Here is a 16,222-nt window from a genome sequence, read left to right as displayed (position 1 = left end):
AGGGTTAGAAGGCGTGGGCGCCGTGCGCGCCCATCACCACTTCGAGTGCGAGGAAGACCGAGTAGTCCGGACGCTCGCGCCAGCTGGCGATGTCCGTGGCGCCCTGCAGGCGCATGCGGGAGAACTCGGTGGGCCAGAAGGTGACGTTGGCGGAGAGGCGCTGGCGGTTGTCGGACCACTCGGGGTCGAGCGGATCGTCCACGACAGCGCCGTTCTGTCCGTACGCCGGGGTGCCGAGCTCGTAGCGGCCGGCGACGGCCCAGCGCTGATCGAAGCGCCAGGACAGCTGGGCGTAGCCGTTGAGGTCCGACAGCACGTCCTGGGGGACCTGGCGGCGCCGGTAGAGGAGCTCGGCCTGGAGGGCCACGGTGGTGAAGTTGTTGCCGGAGAGCGGCCGGTACTTGAGGTACACATCCGTGCCGAACACGTCGGTGCGGTTGCGGTAGCCGGTGGGGTTGGGGCCATCGGCGGCGGACAGGCCCCACAGCAGCGACAGGTCATCCGACAGCGGGAAGAACTGCTTCACCAGGCCGGTGAACTGGAAGTCGAAGGGGGAGGTGACTCCGCCCAGGTCGGCGCCCAGGAAGCTGCGCGCGGTGGACTCGCCGGTGGCGTCGGTGACGGAACCGAGCACCTCCACGTACCAGGGCAGCGGGGTGAGCCAGGAGCCCTCCACGCCGAGCCCGCGGTTGCCCTCGCCGCCGAAGACACGGCCGATGGCGAAGGGCTGGTCCACGAACTCCCACGAGTGCGGGTGCGTGGGGTTGATGCGGCCGAAGCGGGTGAGGAACTGGCCGGCGCGCACCTGGAGGTTGCCCGGCAGGCTCGACGTGGTGGCGTACGCCTCCTCTATCTCCACGCCGAACTGGCTGAAGACGATGTTGCCGTCGAAGCGGAAGTACGGGTCCACCGCCGTGTTGATGGACAGCTCCAACTGCTGGAGGTTGAAGCCGTTGGTGGTGGGATCATGCCCGCCCGTCTGCAGTGGCTCCTTGGAGGTGAAGGCGGCGGCGGCCACGTCCAGGATGAAGGCGAGGTTCAGCCCGTGGACGTCGATGTTCGTCGGGCTGATCGTCACGCCGCTGGAGGACGCGGGGGGCGTGGTGTTCGCGGGAGGCGTGCCCTCCTGGGCGGCGGCCGCGGCGGCCTCCCGGCCGAGCTCCTCCTCGAGCTTCTTCAACTCCTCGGGAGACATGCCCGGGTCCGGAGTGGGCTCCGGCTCCTGGGCGGGCGTGTCCGTGTCCTGCGGCGTCTGGGCCGAGGCGGGTGTGAGAGGGGACAGACAGAAAGACAGGCAGACAGCGAGACCGGCGAGCCGGCACGACGTGGGGAACACAATGCACTCCGCGAACCGGACGTCCGAAGAGCAGGCGGACGTCGACCCAAGGACTTACGCTTCGACCGCGCTAGCGCGCACGGGAGGCGAGGCCTTGGGGGCGGTGTCGAGGACGGACAGCGAGGACTGGGGCCGGGGCGGCGCCGTGGCCGGGCGGCTCACCTCGAGGCAGGCCTGGAGGACGGGCTGGACCTCGGGGCTCGTCACCTCGTCCCGGGTGCTGACCGAGACGAAGGCGCACGACTCGTGCTTGAGCGAGCCTCCGGGGGCGGCCGGCGGCAGCTTCTCGAAGACCTTGGCGTCCCGGAGTTGCGCCGAGAGCGCCGAGCCCTTGCTGGACGGGCTCTCCTCGAAGGCCCGGTGGGTGGGGCAGTAGCGGTGGACGTGCTCCTGCGCGTGCGCGATGGCGATCAGCGGCTGGGCAACCCAGAGCACCACCAACAGGGTGGCGATGAGGTGGCCAGCGATGTGGGCGCGGATTCTCATCGGGCAGGAAGACGGTAATTATTTGCTCTACTGGTCCCCCGGAGGGGTGTCAAGGGTGCGACGGCCCCTTTATCCGGGTATTCAGGTGTGGAGGGCGCGCTCGACGCGGGGCGTTGAAGGACGAGCCATGAACGGACAGGAGGACGAGCACTTCATTCCCGTAGCGCATCTGTCTGACCTGGACGAGCGGGGCCGGGCGGTGGTGCGGGTCGGGGAGGAGTGGGTGGCGCTGGTCCAGGTGGACGGACGGCTCCATGCGGTGCAGCAGGCCTGCCCCCACCGCGGAGGCCCCATGTCGGAGGGAGATCAGGACGGGTGCCTCCTCTACTGTCCCCTCCATGCCTGGGCCTTCGACGTCCGGACGGGCATCAGCCCGACGACTCCGGGCGCGCGCGTGCGCATCTACCCGGTACGGGTCATTGGAGACGAGATTCAGGTAGCGGCTTCGGATAGGGTGCCCGTCCCCTGAGGTATCGACCTGGCAACGAGGAAGACACACACCATGGCCGCAGCTCGAAGGACTCGAGGGGCTCCGCCCGTGAAACCCGATCGGGAGGCCATGGCCGCGGCGGTCCGGGACTTCCTGCGCGCGGCGGGCCTGCCGCTGGACAGCGATCCCAACCTCGTGGAGACCCCGGAGCGGGTGGCCGAGGCGTGGGCGTCGGAGTTCCTCGACGGCTACGCGCGCACGCCCGAGGAGGCGCTGGGCGAGACATTCCCGGGACCGGCGGACTCGTCCGGGGAGTTGGTGGTGGTGACGGACCTGCGCTTCCAGTCCATGTGCCCGCACCACCTGCTGCCCTTCGAGGGCCGGGCGCACGTGGCCTACGTGCCGCGCTCGCGGGTGGTGGGCTTCGGCCGGCTGGGCGCGCTGGTGGACTGCTTCGCGCACCGGCTCATCCTCCAGGAGGACCTGGCGCGCGAGGTGGCCTCGTCGCTGGCCCGCGTGCTGAAGAGCCCGGCCACCGCCTGCATCATCGAGGCGGAGCAGTCCTGTCTGCGCATCCGGGGTGATCGGCAGCGCGATGCCCGCACGCACTCGGAGGCCTACGAGGGCCGGTTGCGTGAGGACGGAGCCCTGCGCCGGGAGCTGTGGACGCGCCTGAGCGCCCTGCGGCGTTGAGTGGAGTGAAGCGCAGTCGAGTGGAGCTGTCCGGATGACCCTGCCCGCGGAGCGTACCTTCCCCCGAGTTTCCCCCGGCCTCCTGGAGCGTGCGCGGGCCGCGCTGGTGGAGGTGCTCTCCCCGGGCCAGGTGCGCCACGACGCCTCCACCCTGGAGAACTACGCCGAGGACGAGTCCGACTCGGGCGTCTACCCGCCGGACCTCGTGGTCTTCCCCGAGAACACCCAGCAGGTCTCCGCCGTGTTCCGCACCTGCCAGGCGCTCGGGGTGCCCTTCACGCCCTGCGGGGCGCGCAGTGGCAAGAGCGGCGGCTCGCTTCCCCTGCTGGGCGGCGTGGCGGTGAGCCTGGAGCGGATGAACCGCATCCTCTCCGTCTCGGCCGAGGACCTCACGGCGGTGGTGCAGCCAGGCGTCATCACGGGCGAGCTGATGAAGGCCGTGGAGGCGCAGGGCCTCTTCTATCCGCCGGATCCCAACTCGTGGGAGTTCTGCACGATGGGCGGCAACGTGGCGGAGAACGCGGGAGGCCCCCGGGCGCTCAAGTACGGCGTCACCCGTGACTACGTCATCGGCCTGGAGTGGGTGCTGCCGAGCGGCGAGGTGGTCCGCGTGGGCCGCCGCACCATCAAGGGCGTGGCCGGCTACGACCTGGTGGGTCTCTTCGTGGGCTCCGAGGGCACGCTCGGGGTGGCCACCGAAATCACCCTCCAGCTCATCCCCAAGCCCCGGCACGTGAAGACGGCCCTGGTCATCTTCGACTCGGTGCACACCGCCGCTCACGCCATCACCGCGGTGCTGAAGGCCGGCATCCTCCCGCGCACGCTCGAGCTCATCGACGACGTGGCGCTCCAGGCCGTGGATGGAAGGGGCTTCAACTTTCCCGCGGGCGCCGGCTCGGCTGTCATCGCCGAGGTGGACGGCAACATGGAGGAGGGCCTGTTCGCCGAGCTCGCCTGGCTGGGTGAAATCTGTGAGCAGCAGGGCGCCCGGGAAGTCCTCGTGGCCCAGGACGAGTCCCAGCGCGAGAAGCTCTGGGCGGTGCGCCGGGTGGTTTCCACCGCGTTGCGCTCCTTGCGGCCGCACAAGATCTCGGAGGACATCGCGGTACCCCGGTCCCGTATTCCCGACATCATCCTGGCCCTCAAGAAAATGGGAGAGGAGTTGGGGTTGCCGGTGGCCACGTACGGCCACGCGGGGGACGGCAACCTGCACGCCAACATCCTCTACGAGGGCCCGCACCAGCGCGCGCTGGTGGAGACGGCCATCCAGCGCATGTTGGAGCTCACCGTTTCCATGGGAGGCACCATCACGGGCGAGCACGGCGTGGGGCACGCCAAGCGGGAATATCTGGCGATGGAGCAATCCGAGACGGTGCTGGAGCTGCAGCGCCGTTTGAAGGGCTTCTTCGATCCTTCAGGAATGCTCAACCCCGAGAAAATCTTTCCCGCGCCCAAGCGTTCTTAGTCCTCAGCGGACACGCTCGTTCTTCGGGGCGCAGGTCACTTCCCACCCTGGATGGAGCCGTTACGTGGTCGTAACGGACCCCAGGCCCGCTTGTTGCCAGGGTAAGCGGGTCAAATAACCCCGAATGGAAATGAGAAACGCTTCGGCACGTTGTGCGTCCTAGAGATGTGGACGCGGAACCGGGGGGCGAGCGCGTCCGTCACACTGATGGAACTGGAGACGCGAAACATGGCGAACAGGACGATGAAGTATGGAGCCGAGGGCCTGTCGCACTACCTGCGTCACCTCGGGGATCATTCGCAGTTGACCCGAGAGCAGGAGTACGAACTGGCCGGGCGCGCTCGCAAGGGAGACGAGTCGGCGCGGCAGATGCTCGCGCAGTCCAACCTGGCTTTCGTGGTGGCGGTGGCGAAGAAATTCTCCAACCGCGGTGCCCGCCTGGATGACCTCATCCAGGAAGGCAATGTGGGTCTCATGAAGGCCATCGAGCACTTCGACCCCAAGAAGAACGTGCGCTTCGCCACGTATGCGGTGTGGTGGATTCGCGCCTACATCACCCGCTACCTGAAGGACAACCGCAGCCAGGTGCGCGGCGGTGAGGCCGAGCGCGGCAGCATGACGGACTTCTCGCTGGACGCGAGCATCGACGAGGAAGGCGAGACGACGTTCCTGGATCGCCTGGAGGACGGCGGTCCCTCGCCTCAGCAGGTGTTCCTGTCTCGCGAGCAGAACGAGGAAGTGCAGGAGGCGCTGGCCAAGGTGCGCAAGCGCATTGGCGATCTGGGGTGGGACATCCTCCAGGAGCGGCTCACGCAGGACAAGCCGCGCACGTTGGAGGAGCTGGGCCAGCGTTGGGGCGTGTCTCGCGAGCGCGTGCGGCAGGTGGAGCTCAAGACGAAGAACTTCCTCGAGCGCTACCTGGCGGCCTTCAACCAGGACGAGGAAATGCAGGACATCTCCCCCGCCGACGCCGCCTGACCTCCGGGACAGGCACCATGCCGGCGACAGAATCGGGCGGTACTCGAGGTGCGGAGCACCCCGGGTACCGCCTTCGTCGTTTCCGGGGGCCCGGCTCGCCGTCCGCCCCATGGCGGGCAGGCGGGCAGGCAGGCAGGCGTGGCCCTGACGCGAGGAGCGAGAAGCCAGATTACTGAAGGAAATGTAGGAGAGGAGGAGCTCACATGAGGGCGGAGACCCAGCTGGCTACCTCGGACGCGCGCAACCTTGTCGAGCTGCTGCTCCAACGGGCGCAGTCCCCCACGAAAGTCGCCGCGAGCTGGAAGACGGGCGGCCGCTGGGAGGACGTCACCTGGGGACGCATCCTGGAGGACGTGAAGACGCTGTCCGCCGGCCTCATCGCCCAGGGCGTGAAGCCGGGGGACCGGGTGGCCATCTTCGCGGACACCAGCCTGCGGTGGGTGGTGTGCGATCTGGCCATCTCCGCCGCCCAGGCCATCACCGTCCCCATCTACGCGTCCAACACGCCGGACGAGGCGCGCTACATCCTCAACCACTCCGAGGCGTCGCTCGTCTTCGTGGACCATGACGAGCAGACGCCCAGGCAGCCGGGCCGTGCCACCCGCCTGCGGCAGAAGCTCGCGGAGTGTCCCGGCGTGCGCAAGGTGGTGCTCTTCGAGGGCGCCAGCACGGGCGAAGTGGAGCTGACGCTCGAGCAACTGATGGAGCAGGGCCGCACGGCGCACGCCGCGCGCCCGGAGTCCTTCGACGAGCGGGCGCGCCAGATGAAGCCCGAGGACGTGTGCTGCATCATCTACACCTCGGGCACCACGGGGGACCCCAAGGGGGTGCTGCTCACCCACGGCAACTGGGCCTACGAGGCCAACGGGGTGAAGGGCATCGGGGCGATGACGCCCAGCGATTCGGTGTTGATGTTCCTGCCCCTGGCGCATTCCTTCGGGCAGGTGGTGAAGGCCGCGTGGCTGTCCATGGGCTTCCGCATGGCGTTCGCCGAGTCCGCGGACAAGCTGCTGGCCAACCTCGTGGAGACGCGCCCCACCATCCTCCCGGCGGTGCCGCGCGTCTTCGAGAAGGTCTACAACGGCGTGGTGGCCAACGGCTCCGCCGCGCCCGGCCTCAAGGGCCGCCTGTTCCGCTGGGCCTTCTCGCTCTTCGAGGAGCACGTGGAGGCGAAGACGCAGGGCCGCGAGCCCGCCCTGCTGGGGCTGGCCCTGGCGCGCAAGCTGGTGTTCAGCAAGGTGCGCGCCTCGCTCGACGAGAAGCTGGGCGGCAACATGCGCCTGTTCGTCTCCGGTGGCGCGCCGCTGTCCCGGAAGATCGCGTACTTCTTCGATCTGCTCGGCTACAAGGTGCTGGAGGGCTACGGCCTCACCGAGACGTCGGCCGCCTCCTGCGTCAACCCGCCGGAGCGCATCAAGATTGGCACCGTGGGCCCGCCGATGCCCGGCACCGAGGTGAAGGTCGCCCCGGACGGGGAGCTCCTCCTGCACGGCCCGGGGGTGATGAAGGGCTACTACAAGAACCCGGAGGCCACCGCCGAGGTGCTCGAGGCCGATGGCTGGTTCCACACCGGGGACATCGGCGAGGTGGACGTGGACGGCTACGTCACCATCACCGATCGCAAGAAGGACATCATCGTCACCTCGGGCGGCAAGAACGTCTCGCCGCAGAACATCGAGAACACGCTCAAGACGTTCCCGCTCGTCAGCCAGGCGGTGGTCCACGGCGACAAGCGCAAGTACCTGGTGGCGCTCATCACCGTGGCCGAGGAGCCCGCGCGCAAGCTGCTCGATGGCCGGGGGGTGAAGGCCGGGAGCTACGCGGAGGTGTGCCGCCAGCCGGCGCTCCGGGCCGCGGTGCAGGAGATCCTCGACAAGGTGAACACGGAGCTGCCGTCCTACAGCACCCTCAAGCGCTTCGCGGTGATGGAGGCGGACTTCAGCCAGGAGACGGGCGAGCTGACCCCGAGCCTCAAGGTGAAGCGCAAGCACGTCAGCCAGAAGTACAAGGCGGTGCTGGACGGGCTCTACGACAAGGAAGATCGCGCGGGCTGACCCGCAAGCAACGACGCCCGTGCCCATCTCTCACGGAGGAGAGACCGGCGCGGGCGTGGTGCGGCTCGGGACAGGGAAGCGGGAAGCTCAGCCCTGGTGGCTGGTGCTGCGGGCGGTGGCGTCCTTCTCCACCGTGCCATTGCTGGCGAGCGTGCCCGACGGCTTCTTCTCGTCGGAGTCGGAGGAGGAGCCTTCGTCGCTGAAGCCGCGCTTGAAGTTACGGATGGCGCTCCCCAGAGAAGAGCCGAGCTGCGGCAGGCGCGTGGCTCCGAACAGGAGCAGCAGCACCGCCATGATCAGCAGAATCTCCGACATCTTCAGACCCATCGCGCACTCCCTGAAGGAAAAGGCCCGGGCAGGATAGCCCCCCGGGGCGCGGGTCGCCAGCACGACGAAAGGGCTGTTCAGACCTGCATGCCTGCCGAGGAAGCGAGGGCGATGGGGAGTGTAAGGTAGAGCGTGGTGCCCCCGGCGTCGGCCGTCACCCCGACGGAGCCCCCGAGCGCCTCCACCTCCTGCCGGGCGAGCCCCAGCCGCAGCGGATCCTCCAGCTTCTTCTCCCGGAAGGCGCGTTCCTCCCGTGCGAAGGCGAGGGCGAGCTCCTCCTCCGTCAGGGGCACGCCATCGCGCCGCACCTCCACCCGGAGCATTCCACCCTCCGGCCGGGCCCGCACCCGGAGCTGCTCCCCGGGCTGGGCGCGCAGCAGGTGGTGGCGGATGAAGGCCTCCACGGCGTGCTGCACCCGGCCTCCGTCCACCTCCACCTCGGGCAGGGGGCCTCCGGGCAGCTCCAGGCTCAGCGCCACGCTCGCCGTGCCCGCCGCCTCCAGGTGGTGCTCCACCGCGTTGGCGAGCAGGGGCTCGAGCGCCTGCCGCTCCCGCTCGCACGCCAGCATGCCCAGGTCCGCCCGGCTCGCGTCGAAGAAGTCCTGGGCGAAGGCCAGGGCCTTGTCCGTGTTGCGCAGGATCGTCTCCAGCCCGCGCTTCGCCTTGGGCTCCAGCGGAATGCGTCCATTGAGGAGCAGGGCGGCGTACGAGCGCACGTTGGCCAGGGAGCCCCTCAAATCATGGGACGCCAGCCCCAGGTAGCGCACCCGCCGGCGTACGATCTCCTCGTCGCCCTCGGCGGGTTGCGTCCACACCAGCCGCGTCCCGTCCTCCAGGGGACTCTCGCCCGCCCGCACCAGCCGTCCCTCGTGCTCCCACAGGTCGGCACCCGGCCGCTGCTGGAAGCCCACCGCCTCCATCAGCTCCACCAGCGAGCCCACGCTCTCGGGGAGCCGCTCCACCCCCAGATGGGCCCTCAGCCGCCCGTCCACCTCCCGCACCAGGCCTCTTCGCGAGAGGATGGCGAACCCGGGCTCGTCCTCTCCGGCCGCCGCCTGCCTCCATTCCCCCGCGTGATTCACGCCTGCCGTCTCCTCGTCCATGGGTTAGGAAAACGGTGGGTCGGCACTGTCGATTTTGCAACGAGCCTGCCCTGTTGCCCTACGAGCCGGTTGAATTCATCCTCCCTTTCCCGTCCCTTGAGAGAAAATCGAGGGTGCGCGTCACTCAGGAGAAGAACCTGTCTTCCGCCAATCTTCAGCACCAGGGGTCCAACGTCGTGCTGGTGGTCGATGACGACCCGGACATCCTCGAGGCCCTCTCGGAGATCCTCGAGGCCGAGGGCTTCGAGATCCGCCGCGCCCGCAATGGCAAGGAGGCCCTGGAGCGGCTCGAGCCGGATCCGCCCCAACTCATCCTCCTGGACTTGATGATGCCGGTGATGGACGGCTGGGAGTTCGCCCAGCGCATGCGGCAGCGCCCGTCCGTGGCCGGCATCCCCCTCATCGTCCTGAGCGCGGACCGCAACGTGGGCAGCAAGGCCACGGACATTGGCGCGGTGGGCCATCTGGCCAAGCCCTTCGAGCTCAATGATCTCCTGGAGATGGTCCGGCGCTCGCTGAGCCAGGCGCAGGCCTCCAGCGCTGGACGTTGAGCCACCCCCCGGGCCACCTCGCGGCTTGACCCGCCCGGGCCCCGTCATTACGGTGCCGCCCGGACGTTGATTCACCAGTCAATTCCTCAAAGGAGAGAAGCGATGGCGAGCGCACAGGAGATCATCGAGAACGACATCCCGACCGTGCTGCAGCAGAATCCGCAGCTGGCCAAGGACATCAACTCGGTCATCCACTTCATCATCACCGGCGACAACGGCGGCACCTGGACGCTGGACTGCACCAAGGCCGATGGCTGGGTCGCCAAGGGCGCCGAGGGCGCCCCGAAGATGACCGTCACCGTCAGCAACGACGACTTCGTGAAGATCCGCGCCAAGCAGCTCAACGCGCAGATGGCCGCCATGCAGGGCAAGCTCAAGTTCAAGCCGATGGACATGGCCCTCGCCATGAAGCTGGCGAAGCTGCTCGGCTAGTCTCACCCGGAGCCGCGCCCTCGGGCGCGTTGGCTCCACGAGCGGCGTGTGCTCCTCTCCCGGGGCCGCGCCGCTTCTTTTTTGTCTCCCCCTCAGCCCCCACCCCCCCCACCATGAACACGCTTCCCCTGTCCGGACTCAAGGTCCTGGATCTCTCTCGTCTTCTGCCCGGCCCCTACGCCACGCTGGTGCTCGCCGATCTCGGCGCCACGGTGGACAAGGTGGAGGACCCCCAGGGCGGTGACTACCTCCGCCAGATGGCTCCGCTGCGCGACGACGAGAGCGCGCTCTTCTACGGGCTCAACCGCAACAAGCGCTCGCTGACGTTGGACCTCAAGGCCCCCGAGGCGCGCGAGGCCTTCAAGCGGCTGGTGCGCGGCTACGACGTGCTGGTGGAGAGCTTCCGGCCCGGCGTCATGGACAAGCTGGGCCTGGGCTGGAGCGTGCTGCACGCGGAGAACCCGCGGCTCGTCTACTGCGCCATCTCCGGCTACGGGCAGACGGGGCCGGACCGGCTCAAGGCGGGGCATGACCTCAACTACGCGGCGCGCGCGGGCGTGCTCGGCTACGGCGGCGAGGCGGACGGCGCCCCGGCCTTCCCCGGCGTGCAGCTGGGTGACATCGGCGGCGGCAGCCTCTTCGCGCTGGTGGGCCTGCTCGCGGCGCTCCACGAGCGCGAGCGCACCGGCCAGGGCCGCTTCGTGGACGTGTCCATGACGGATGGCGCCACGGCCTTCCTCCACATGCACCTGGCGGCGCGGCTCTTCATGGGCGAGCAGGGCCAGCCGCTGCGCCGTGGCCGCGAGACACTCAATGGCGGTTACGCCTGCTACGGCCTGTACCGCACCCGCGATGGCCGCTACCTGTCCGTGGGCGCGCTGGAGCCCAAGTTCCTCGCCGGGGTGTGTCAGGTGTTGGGGCGGCCGGACCTGCTCGCGGATGCCTATGACACCGGCGAGGCCGGCGCGCGCGTGAAGGCCGAGTTCACCCGCATCTTCGCCGAGCATCCCCTGGCGTATTGGACGGAGCGCTTCGCGGGCGCGGATGTGTGTGTCGAACCCGTACTCGAAGGCGATGAGGTGCTGGCGGATCCCCAGCTCCGCGCCAGGAATCTCTTCGTGGAGTCTGAAGACACCCAACGTGGGAGACGGGTGACCCACCTCCTCACGCCGCTGCGCATGGGCGAGACACCCCTGCGTCCACCTCCCAATCTTGGACAGCACACACATAAAATTCTTTTCGAGGCAGGCTTTAGCCCGGAAGAAATTGAAAGACTGGTCAAATAGGTTCTGTCTGGAATTGACTGGGACTACAAACGGGAGTCACGGGGCGTCATGAATCCCGGATCTCCCGTAAAGTGTGGGGGTCTGTCTTTACCCGCTACACACGCAAATTGAGTCGTGCGATTTTGCGGTAAGTCGAGCCAGCGCCTCGCATTTCTCCGCGAGTCACGTCTGGTCTCATGCCGGGGGGAATCGCATCCGTGAGAGGCACCCACATGCCGGGACCGCAAAACCAAGCGAAACCCGTGAGGAACGCAATTCATTGACAGTCGGTCGGTTGACAGTGGCCGACAGTGCAGTGGACCTTTGACGGACACAGGAAGGCGACAGTCATGACGGAAAGCGAGAGCCAGCTGGGCCCGGGCACCGGATCCGCCACGAAGGCGGAGCAGGAATTGACGGGCGCCGAGGCCGGGGCCGCGCAGGGAGGGAAGGAAGCGGAGCCCATCGCGGTGGTGGGGCTCGCGTGCCGTCTGCCAGGAGCGCCGGATGCGGAGGCCTTCTGGCGTTTGCTGTGCGAGCGGAAGGATCTGCTCCAGGAGGTGCCCGCGGAGCGGTGGGACAACGGCGTCTGGTACGACGCGGACCCCCAGGCTCCGGGCAAGGCCAACACCCGTCATGGCTATTTCCTGGAGCGGGTGGGCGGGTTCGATCCGCTCTTCTTCGGCATCTCCCCGCGCGAGGCCGCGGAGATGGATCCGCAGCAGCGGTTGATGTTGGAGGTGTGCTGGGAGGCGCTGGAGGACGCGGGCGTGCCGGCGGTGGGCCTGAAGGGCTCGCGCACGGGCGTCTTCATGGGCGCCATCTGGCACGACTACGCGGACCGGCACCTGAGCGAGCGCGCGGCGGTGACGCTGCACAGCGCGACGGGCCAGTCGCTCAACATCGTGGCCAACCGGCTCTCGTACTTCCTGGGCCTCAAGGGGCCGAGCCTCACGGTGGACACGGCGTGCTCCTCGTCGCTGGTGGCGGTGCACCTGGCCTGCCAGAGCCTGCGCTCGGGGGAGTCGCGGCTGGCGCTGGTGGGCGGCGTCAACCTGATGTTCTCGCCCGAGGCGAACGTGCTGCTGTCCAAGTTCGGCGGGCTGGCGCCGGACGGGCGCAGCAAGGCGTTCGCGGCGGGAGCGGATGGCTTCGGGCGCGGCGAGGGCGCGGGCCTGGTGGTGCTCCAGCCGTTGTCGGCGGCGCTCGCGTCCGGCGCGCACATCTACTGCGTCATCCGCGGCAGCGCGGTGAACAACAACGGCACCGGCAACGGGCTCACCGCGCCGAGCGTGCCCGGACAGGCGGCGCTGCTGCGCGAGGCGTACGCGCGCGCGGGCGTGCCCACCAACCGCGTGCACTACGTGGAGACGCACGGCACGGGCACGGCGCTGGGAGACCCCACCGAGGCCAGCGCGCTGGGCGCGGCCCTGGGCGAGGGGAGGGCCATCGATCGGCCGCTGCTCATCGGCTCGTTGAAGGCGAACGTCGGCCACCTGGAGGGGGCGGCGGGCATCATGGGCCTCATCAAGGTGGCGCTCTCGCTGTCGCGCCGGCTGGTGCCGCCGCACATGCTGCACGGCGAGGCGAGCCCGCGCATTCCCTTCGGCGAGCTGCGGCTGAGCCTGCCGCAGCGGGTGATGCCGTGGCCCAGCGAGGACGAGCCCGCGACGGCGGGGGTGAGCGCCTTTGGCTGGGGCGGTACCAACGCGCACGTGGTGCTGGAGGAGTCGCCGGTGGGCCGCGAGGAGCTGCTGGCCCTGGCGGCGGAAAGCGCGGAGGAGCTGCTGGCCCGGGCCGCGAAGGCCGAGGAGCTGGTACAGCACGACGAGAATCCGGCGTGCGTGCGCGACCTGTGCCGCACCTGGGCGCCGTACGCGGGGCAGGGGGCGCACCGGGCGGCCTTCACCTTCCGGACGCGGGCGGAGCTGGCCACGCAGCTGAAGGCCTTCCGGCAGGGGAAGCGCCGCGCGGGCCTCTTCACGAGCGAGCCCGGAGAACGGCCGCGCGTGGCCTTCATGTGCGCGCCGCAGGGCTCACAGTGGCCCGCCATGGGCCGCGAGCTGCTGGCCACGGAGCCGGTGTTCCGCGCGCGGCTGGAGGCGCTGGACACCACCTTCATGCCGCTGGCGGGCTGGTCGCTGGTGGAGGCGTTGAGGGATCCACATGCGCGGATCCTGTCGGACGAGGACGCCGCCGAGCCGTTGACGCTGGCGGTGCAGGTGGGGCTGGCGGCGCTGTGGCGTGCCTGGGGCGTGGAGCCCGAGGTGGTGGTGGGCCACGGCGTGGGAGAGGTGGCCGCCGCCTGCATCGCCGGAGGCCTGGAGGCCGCGGACGCGGTGTGGAAGGTGTACCGCGCCAGCCGCCTGAGCCAGTGGGAGCCGCTGCGCGACGAGCTGGAGGCGGCCCAGGAGAAGCTGTGGGAGCGCGAGGGGGGCGTGCGCTGGGTGTCCACCGTGGCGCGCGAGGTGGGGCCGGACGGCCGCATGGGAGACGCGCGCTGCCGCACCCTGCGCCAGCCGGTGCGCTTCGCCCAGGCCGTGGAGCGGCTGATGGCCGAAGGCGTCGACGCCTTCGTGGAGCTCAGCCCGCACCCGGTGCTGTGCCGCCCGGTGGAGCAGTTGCTGCGTAAGGCCGGACGCACGGGCGTGGTGGTGGGCACGCTGCGCCGTGACGAGGCACGGGCCGCCCTGCTGGAGGCGCTCGGCGCGCTGCATGTGCGGGGCGTGCCGGTGCGCTGGGAGGCCCTGCCGCCGCCGGAGACGCCGGTGGCCGTGCTGCCCTCCGGCAAGCCGCCCGCCCTGGCACCGGGCCGCACGCACCTGCTGCCCTTGTCCGCCCAGACGCCCGAGGCGCTCGCGGAGGCCGCCCGCCGTGTCATCTCCCGCCTGGAGTCGCACCCCCTGTCGCTCCAGGACGTCTGCTACTCGGCGTCCGTCACCCGCAGCCACCTCAACTACCGGCTGGCGCTGCTGGCCCACACCCCCGCCGAGGCCCGCGACGGCCTGACGGCCTTCCTGCGCGGCGAGGTCCGCCCGGGGCTCTCCGTCACCCGACACGCGGATGGCCGGCACCAGCCCGTGGTGTTCGTCTTCCCGGGCCAGGGCTCGCAGTGGCTGGGCATGGGGCGCCGGCTCATGGCCGAGGAGCCCGTGTTCCGCTCCGCGCTCGAGCAGTGTGACGCCGCGCTGCGCCGCTTCGTGGACTGGTCGCTGATGGAGCTGCTGGCCTCGGACAACCCGGGGTGGATGGAGCGCATCGATCAGGTGCAGCCCGCGCTCTTCTCCATCCAGGTGGCCCTGGCCCGGCTCTGGCGTTCCTGGGGCGTGGTGCCCGACATGGTGGTGGGCCACAGCATGGGCGAGGTGGCCGCGGCGCATGTGGCCGGCGCGTTGGATTTGATGGACGCGGCCCGCATCATCTGCCGCCGCAGCCTGCTGCTGCGCCGGGTGAGCGGCCAGGGCGGCATGGCGGTGGTGGAGCTGACGATGGACGAGGCGCGCATGGCCATCCGCGGCCTCGAGGACTGGCTGTCCGTGGCGGCCAGCAACAGCCCCCGCTCCACCGTGCTCTCCGGCGAGCCGCACGCGCTCGCCCAGGTGCTGGAGAAGCTGGAGGCGCGCAACGTCTTCTGCCGCCGGGTGAAGGTGGACGTGGCCTCGCACAGCCCGCAGATGGAGCCGCTGCGCGAGGACCTGATGCGCGCGCTGGAGGGCCTGGCGCCCCGGCGCGGCGAGGTGTCGCTCTTCTCCACCGTGACGGGCGAGGTGTCGGACGGCACGGACCTGGAGCCGGCCTACTGGGTGCGCAACCTGCGCGAGCCCGTGCTGCTGGCCCCGGTGGTGGAGCGGCTCGCCAACGACGGGCACTCGCTCTTCGTGGAGGTGAGCCCGCACCCGGTGCTGCTGCCCGCCATCGAGCAGACGATCGCCCACCTGCGCATGGAGGCCACCGTGCTGCCGTCCGTGCGGCGCGAGCAGCCCGAGCGCGAGGTGATGCTGGAGACGCTCGGCGGCCTCTACGCGGCCGGCCGCGACGTGGAGTGGAAGGCCCTGCACCCGGAAGGGGGCCGGCTGGTGCGGCTGCCCGACTACCCCTGGCAGCGTCAGGACTGCTGGTTCCAGCCCGGTGCGAGCCCCGCCCCGAAGCTGTCCCGCGAGGAGCGCAACCAGTCCCTGCTGGGGCCGGTGCGCCGCTCGTCGCTGCGTCCCGGAGCCTTCTTCTGGGACGTGGAGGTGGGCGCGCAGAACCTGCCCTGGCTGGGAGACCACCGGGTGCAGGGCACCATCATCCTGCCCACCACGGCGTACCTGGACTGGGTGTCCTTGGCGGTGCAGTCGGCGCTCGGCCCCGGGCCGTGGACGCTCGAGGACGTGCGCATCCACGAGGCCCTGGCCCTGCTCGGGGACGGCACCCGCCGGGCCGAGCTGCTGGTGGACGTGGGCTCCACGGGCGCCATCTCCTTCAAGGTGTCCAGCTTCATCCCCACGCCGGGCGGCAGCAGCACGGAGATGTGGACGCTGCACGCCCAGGGCCGCGTGCGCGCGTCGGACTCCAACGGACGCGGCGCGCTGCCCGCGGTGCGGGTGGAGGACATCCAACGGCGCTGCTCCGAGGTCCGCCTCACCGAGGTGCATTACCTGGACATGGAGCAGCGCGGGCTCCAGTACGGCCCCACCTTCCGCGGACTCAAGGAGGTGTGGCGTCAGGACGGCGAGGCCGTGGGCCGCCTCTCTCCGCCCGAGTCGCTCGCGCAGCAGGGCGAGCTCCACCCCGCGGTGCTCGACGCCGCGCTGCAGGTGCTGCTGGAGGCGCTGCCCGCCGGTGACACCACCTTCGTGCCCGTCCGTCTGCGCCGCTTCGAGGTGCTGCGCAAGGGCACGCCGAAGTGGGCCCATGCGCGCCTGCCACCGCCCGAGTCCTGGCGCAAGGGCACGCCCCTCGAGGGCGACGTCGTGCTGCTCGACGGGCAGGGCGTGCCGCTCGTCGAGGTGGAGGGCTTGGAGCTCTCCGCGCTGCCCACGCGCTACGGCCGCGCCCGCTCGGAGCAGGATCGCTCCCTCTTCGAGCTGGCCTGGCGCCGGATGGGTCTGCCCGCGGTG

At 70.0% G+C, this 16,222-nt stretch carries 13 protein-coding genes; 9 read left to right on the top strand and 4 right to left on the bottom strand.

The annotated features are described in order from the left end of the window. Window positions 1-4: 4 nt before the first annotated feature. Together BO221_RS30745 and BO221_RS30740 are read right to left on the bottom strand one after the other, a co-directional pair. Window positions 5-1,336, bottom strand: coding sequence for a zinc-regulated TonB-dependent outer membrane receptor (locus BO221_RS30745; RefSeq protein ID WP_073564424.1), 1,332 nt, complete (start codon window positions 1,334-1,336; stop codon window positions 5-7). A 54-nt stretch (window positions 1,337-1,390) separates the two neighbouring features. Then, the gene (locus BO221_RS30740) at window positions 1,391-1,822 is read right to left on the bottom strand and encodes a hypothetical protein (protein WP_073564423.1); all 432 of its coding nucleotides are present in this window, start codon (window positions 1,820-1,822) and stop codon (window positions 1,391-1,393) included. Between the two features lie 127 nt (window positions 1,823-1,949). Between BO221_RS30740 and BO221_RS30735 the strand changes: the two genes are divergently transcribed. The 5 genes from BO221_RS30735 (at window position 1,950) to BO221_RS30715 (ending at window position 7,442) form a co-directional block, all read left to right on the top strand. Continuing rightward, the gene (locus tag BO221_RS30735; RefSeq protein ID WP_073564422.1) at window positions 1,950-2,291 is read left to right on the top strand and encodes a Rieske 2Fe-2S domain-containing protein; all 342 of its coding nucleotides are present in this window, start codon (window positions 1,950-1,952) and stop codon (window positions 2,289-2,291) included. Window positions 2,292-2,360: 69 nt separating this feature from the next. Beyond that, the gene (gene folE, locus BO221_RS30730) at window positions 2,361-2,945 is read left to right on the top strand and encodes a GTP cyclohydrolase I (protein WP_233166318.1); all 585 of its coding nucleotides are present in this window, start codon (window positions 2,361-2,363) and stop codon (window positions 2,943-2,945) included. Window positions 2,946-2,979: 34 nt separating this feature from the next. Continuing rightward, a complete protein-coding gene (locus BO221_RS30725; RefSeq protein WP_073564420.1) occupies window positions 2,980-4,410 on the top strand; it encodes an FAD-binding oxidoreductase in 1,431 nt (476 codons plus the stop codon). A gap of 228 nt (window positions 4,411-4,638) precedes the next feature. Next, window positions 4,639-5,388, top strand: a complete 750-nt coding sequence (locus BO221_RS30720) for an RNA polymerase sigma factor RpoD/SigA (protein ID WP_073564761.1) — start codon at window positions 4,639-4,641, stop codon at window positions 5,386-5,388. A 203-nt stretch (window positions 5,389-5,591) separates the two neighbouring features. Further along, window positions 5,592-7,442 carry a long-chain fatty acid--CoA ligase gene (locus BO221_RS30715; RefSeq protein ID WP_073564419.1) on the top strand — a complete coding sequence of 617 codons (1,851 nt, stop codon included), beginning with the start codon at window positions 5,592-5,594 and terminating at the stop codon, window positions 7,440-7,442. An 87-nt stretch (window positions 7,443-7,529) separates the two neighbouring features. On the opposite strand, the gene tatA is transcribed toward BO221_RS30715, so the two are convergent. Together tatA and BO221_RS30705 are read right to left on the bottom strand one after the other, a co-directional pair. After that, window positions 7,530-7,769: a twin-arginine translocase TatA/TatE family subunit gene (gene tatA, locus BO221_RS30710; protein WP_073564418.1), complete on the bottom strand. Its 240-nt coding sequence runs from the start codon at window positions 7,767-7,769 to the stop codon at window positions 7,530-7,532. A gap of 77 nt (window positions 7,770-7,846) precedes the next feature. Beyond that, window positions 7,847-8,851: a sensor histidine kinase KdpD gene (locus tag BO221_RS30705; protein WP_073564760.1), complete on the bottom strand. Its 1,005-nt coding sequence runs from the start codon at window positions 8,849-8,851 to the stop codon at window positions 7,847-7,849. Window positions 8,852-9,048: 197 nt separating this feature from the next. On the opposite strand from BO221_RS30705, the gene BO221_RS30700 reads away from it, so the two are divergent. From BO221_RS30700 to BO221_RS30685, 4 genes are all read left to right on the top strand, one after another. Further along, window positions 9,049-9,423, top strand: coding sequence for a response regulator (locus BO221_RS30700; protein WP_043391706.1), 375 nt, complete (start codon window positions 9,049-9,051; stop codon window positions 9,421-9,423). Window positions 9,424-9,525: 102 nt separating this feature from the next. After that, window positions 9,526-9,855, top strand: coding sequence for an SCP2 sterol-binding domain-containing protein (locus tag BO221_RS30695; RefSeq protein WP_073564417.1), 330 nt, complete (start codon window positions 9,526-9,528; stop codon window positions 9,853-9,855). Window positions 9,856-9,968: 113 nt separating this feature from the next. Continuing rightward, window positions 9,969-11,141: a CaiB/BaiF CoA-transferase family protein gene (locus tag BO221_RS30690; protein ID WP_073564416.1), complete on the top strand. Its 1,173-nt coding sequence runs from the start codon at window positions 9,969-9,971 to the stop codon at window positions 11,139-11,141. Between the two features lie 329 nt (window positions 11,142-11,470). Continuing rightward, on the top strand, window positions 11,471-16,222 hold a 4,752-nt coding region (locus BO221_RS30685), incomplete at its 3' end, for a type I polyketide synthase (protein WP_073564415.1).

The organism is Archangium sp. Cb G35, assembly GCF_001896145.1.
GTDB lineage: Bacteria > Myxococcota > Myxococcia > Myxococcales > Myxococcaceae > Archangium > Archangium violaceum.
The sequence above is the reverse complement of the archived record's forward strand: the minus strand, read 5'-3'. Positions and strand labels throughout refer to the sequence as shown.

Excerpts from the sequence above, each read along its gene's own strand:
- BO221_RS30740 (WP_073564423.1), bottom strand. The coding sequence starts at position 1,822 with ATGAGAATCCGCGCCCACATCGCTGGCCACCTCATCGCCACCCTGTTG.
- BO221_RS30735 (WP_073564422.1), top strand. The coding sequence starts at position 1,950 with ATGAACGGACAGGAGGACGAGCACTTCATTCCCGTAGCGCATCTGTCT.
- BO221_RS30725 (WP_073564420.1), top strand. The coding sequence starts at position 2,980 with ATGACCCTGCCCGCGGAGCGTACCTTCCCCCGAGTTTCCCCCGGCCTC.
- BO221_RS30720 (WP_073564761.1), top strand. The coding sequence starts at position 4,639 with ATGGCGAACAGGACGATGAAGTATGGAGCCGAGGGCCTGTCGCACTAC.
- BO221_RS30715 (WP_073564419.1), top strand. The coding sequence starts at position 5,592 with ATGAGGGCGGAGACCCAGCTGGCTACCTCGGACGCGCGCAACCTTGTC.
- tatA (WP_073564418.1), bottom strand. The coding sequence starts at position 7,769 with ATGGGTCTGAAGATGTCGGAGATTCTGCTGATCATGGCGGTGCTGCTG.
- BO221_RS30695 (WP_073564417.1), top strand. The coding sequence starts at position 9,526 with ATGGCGAGCGCACAGGAGATCATCGAGAACGACATCCCGACCGTGCTG.
- BO221_RS30690 (WP_073564416.1), top strand. The coding sequence starts at position 9,969 with ATGAACACGCTTCCCCTGTCCGGACTCAAGGTCCTGGATCTCTCTCGT.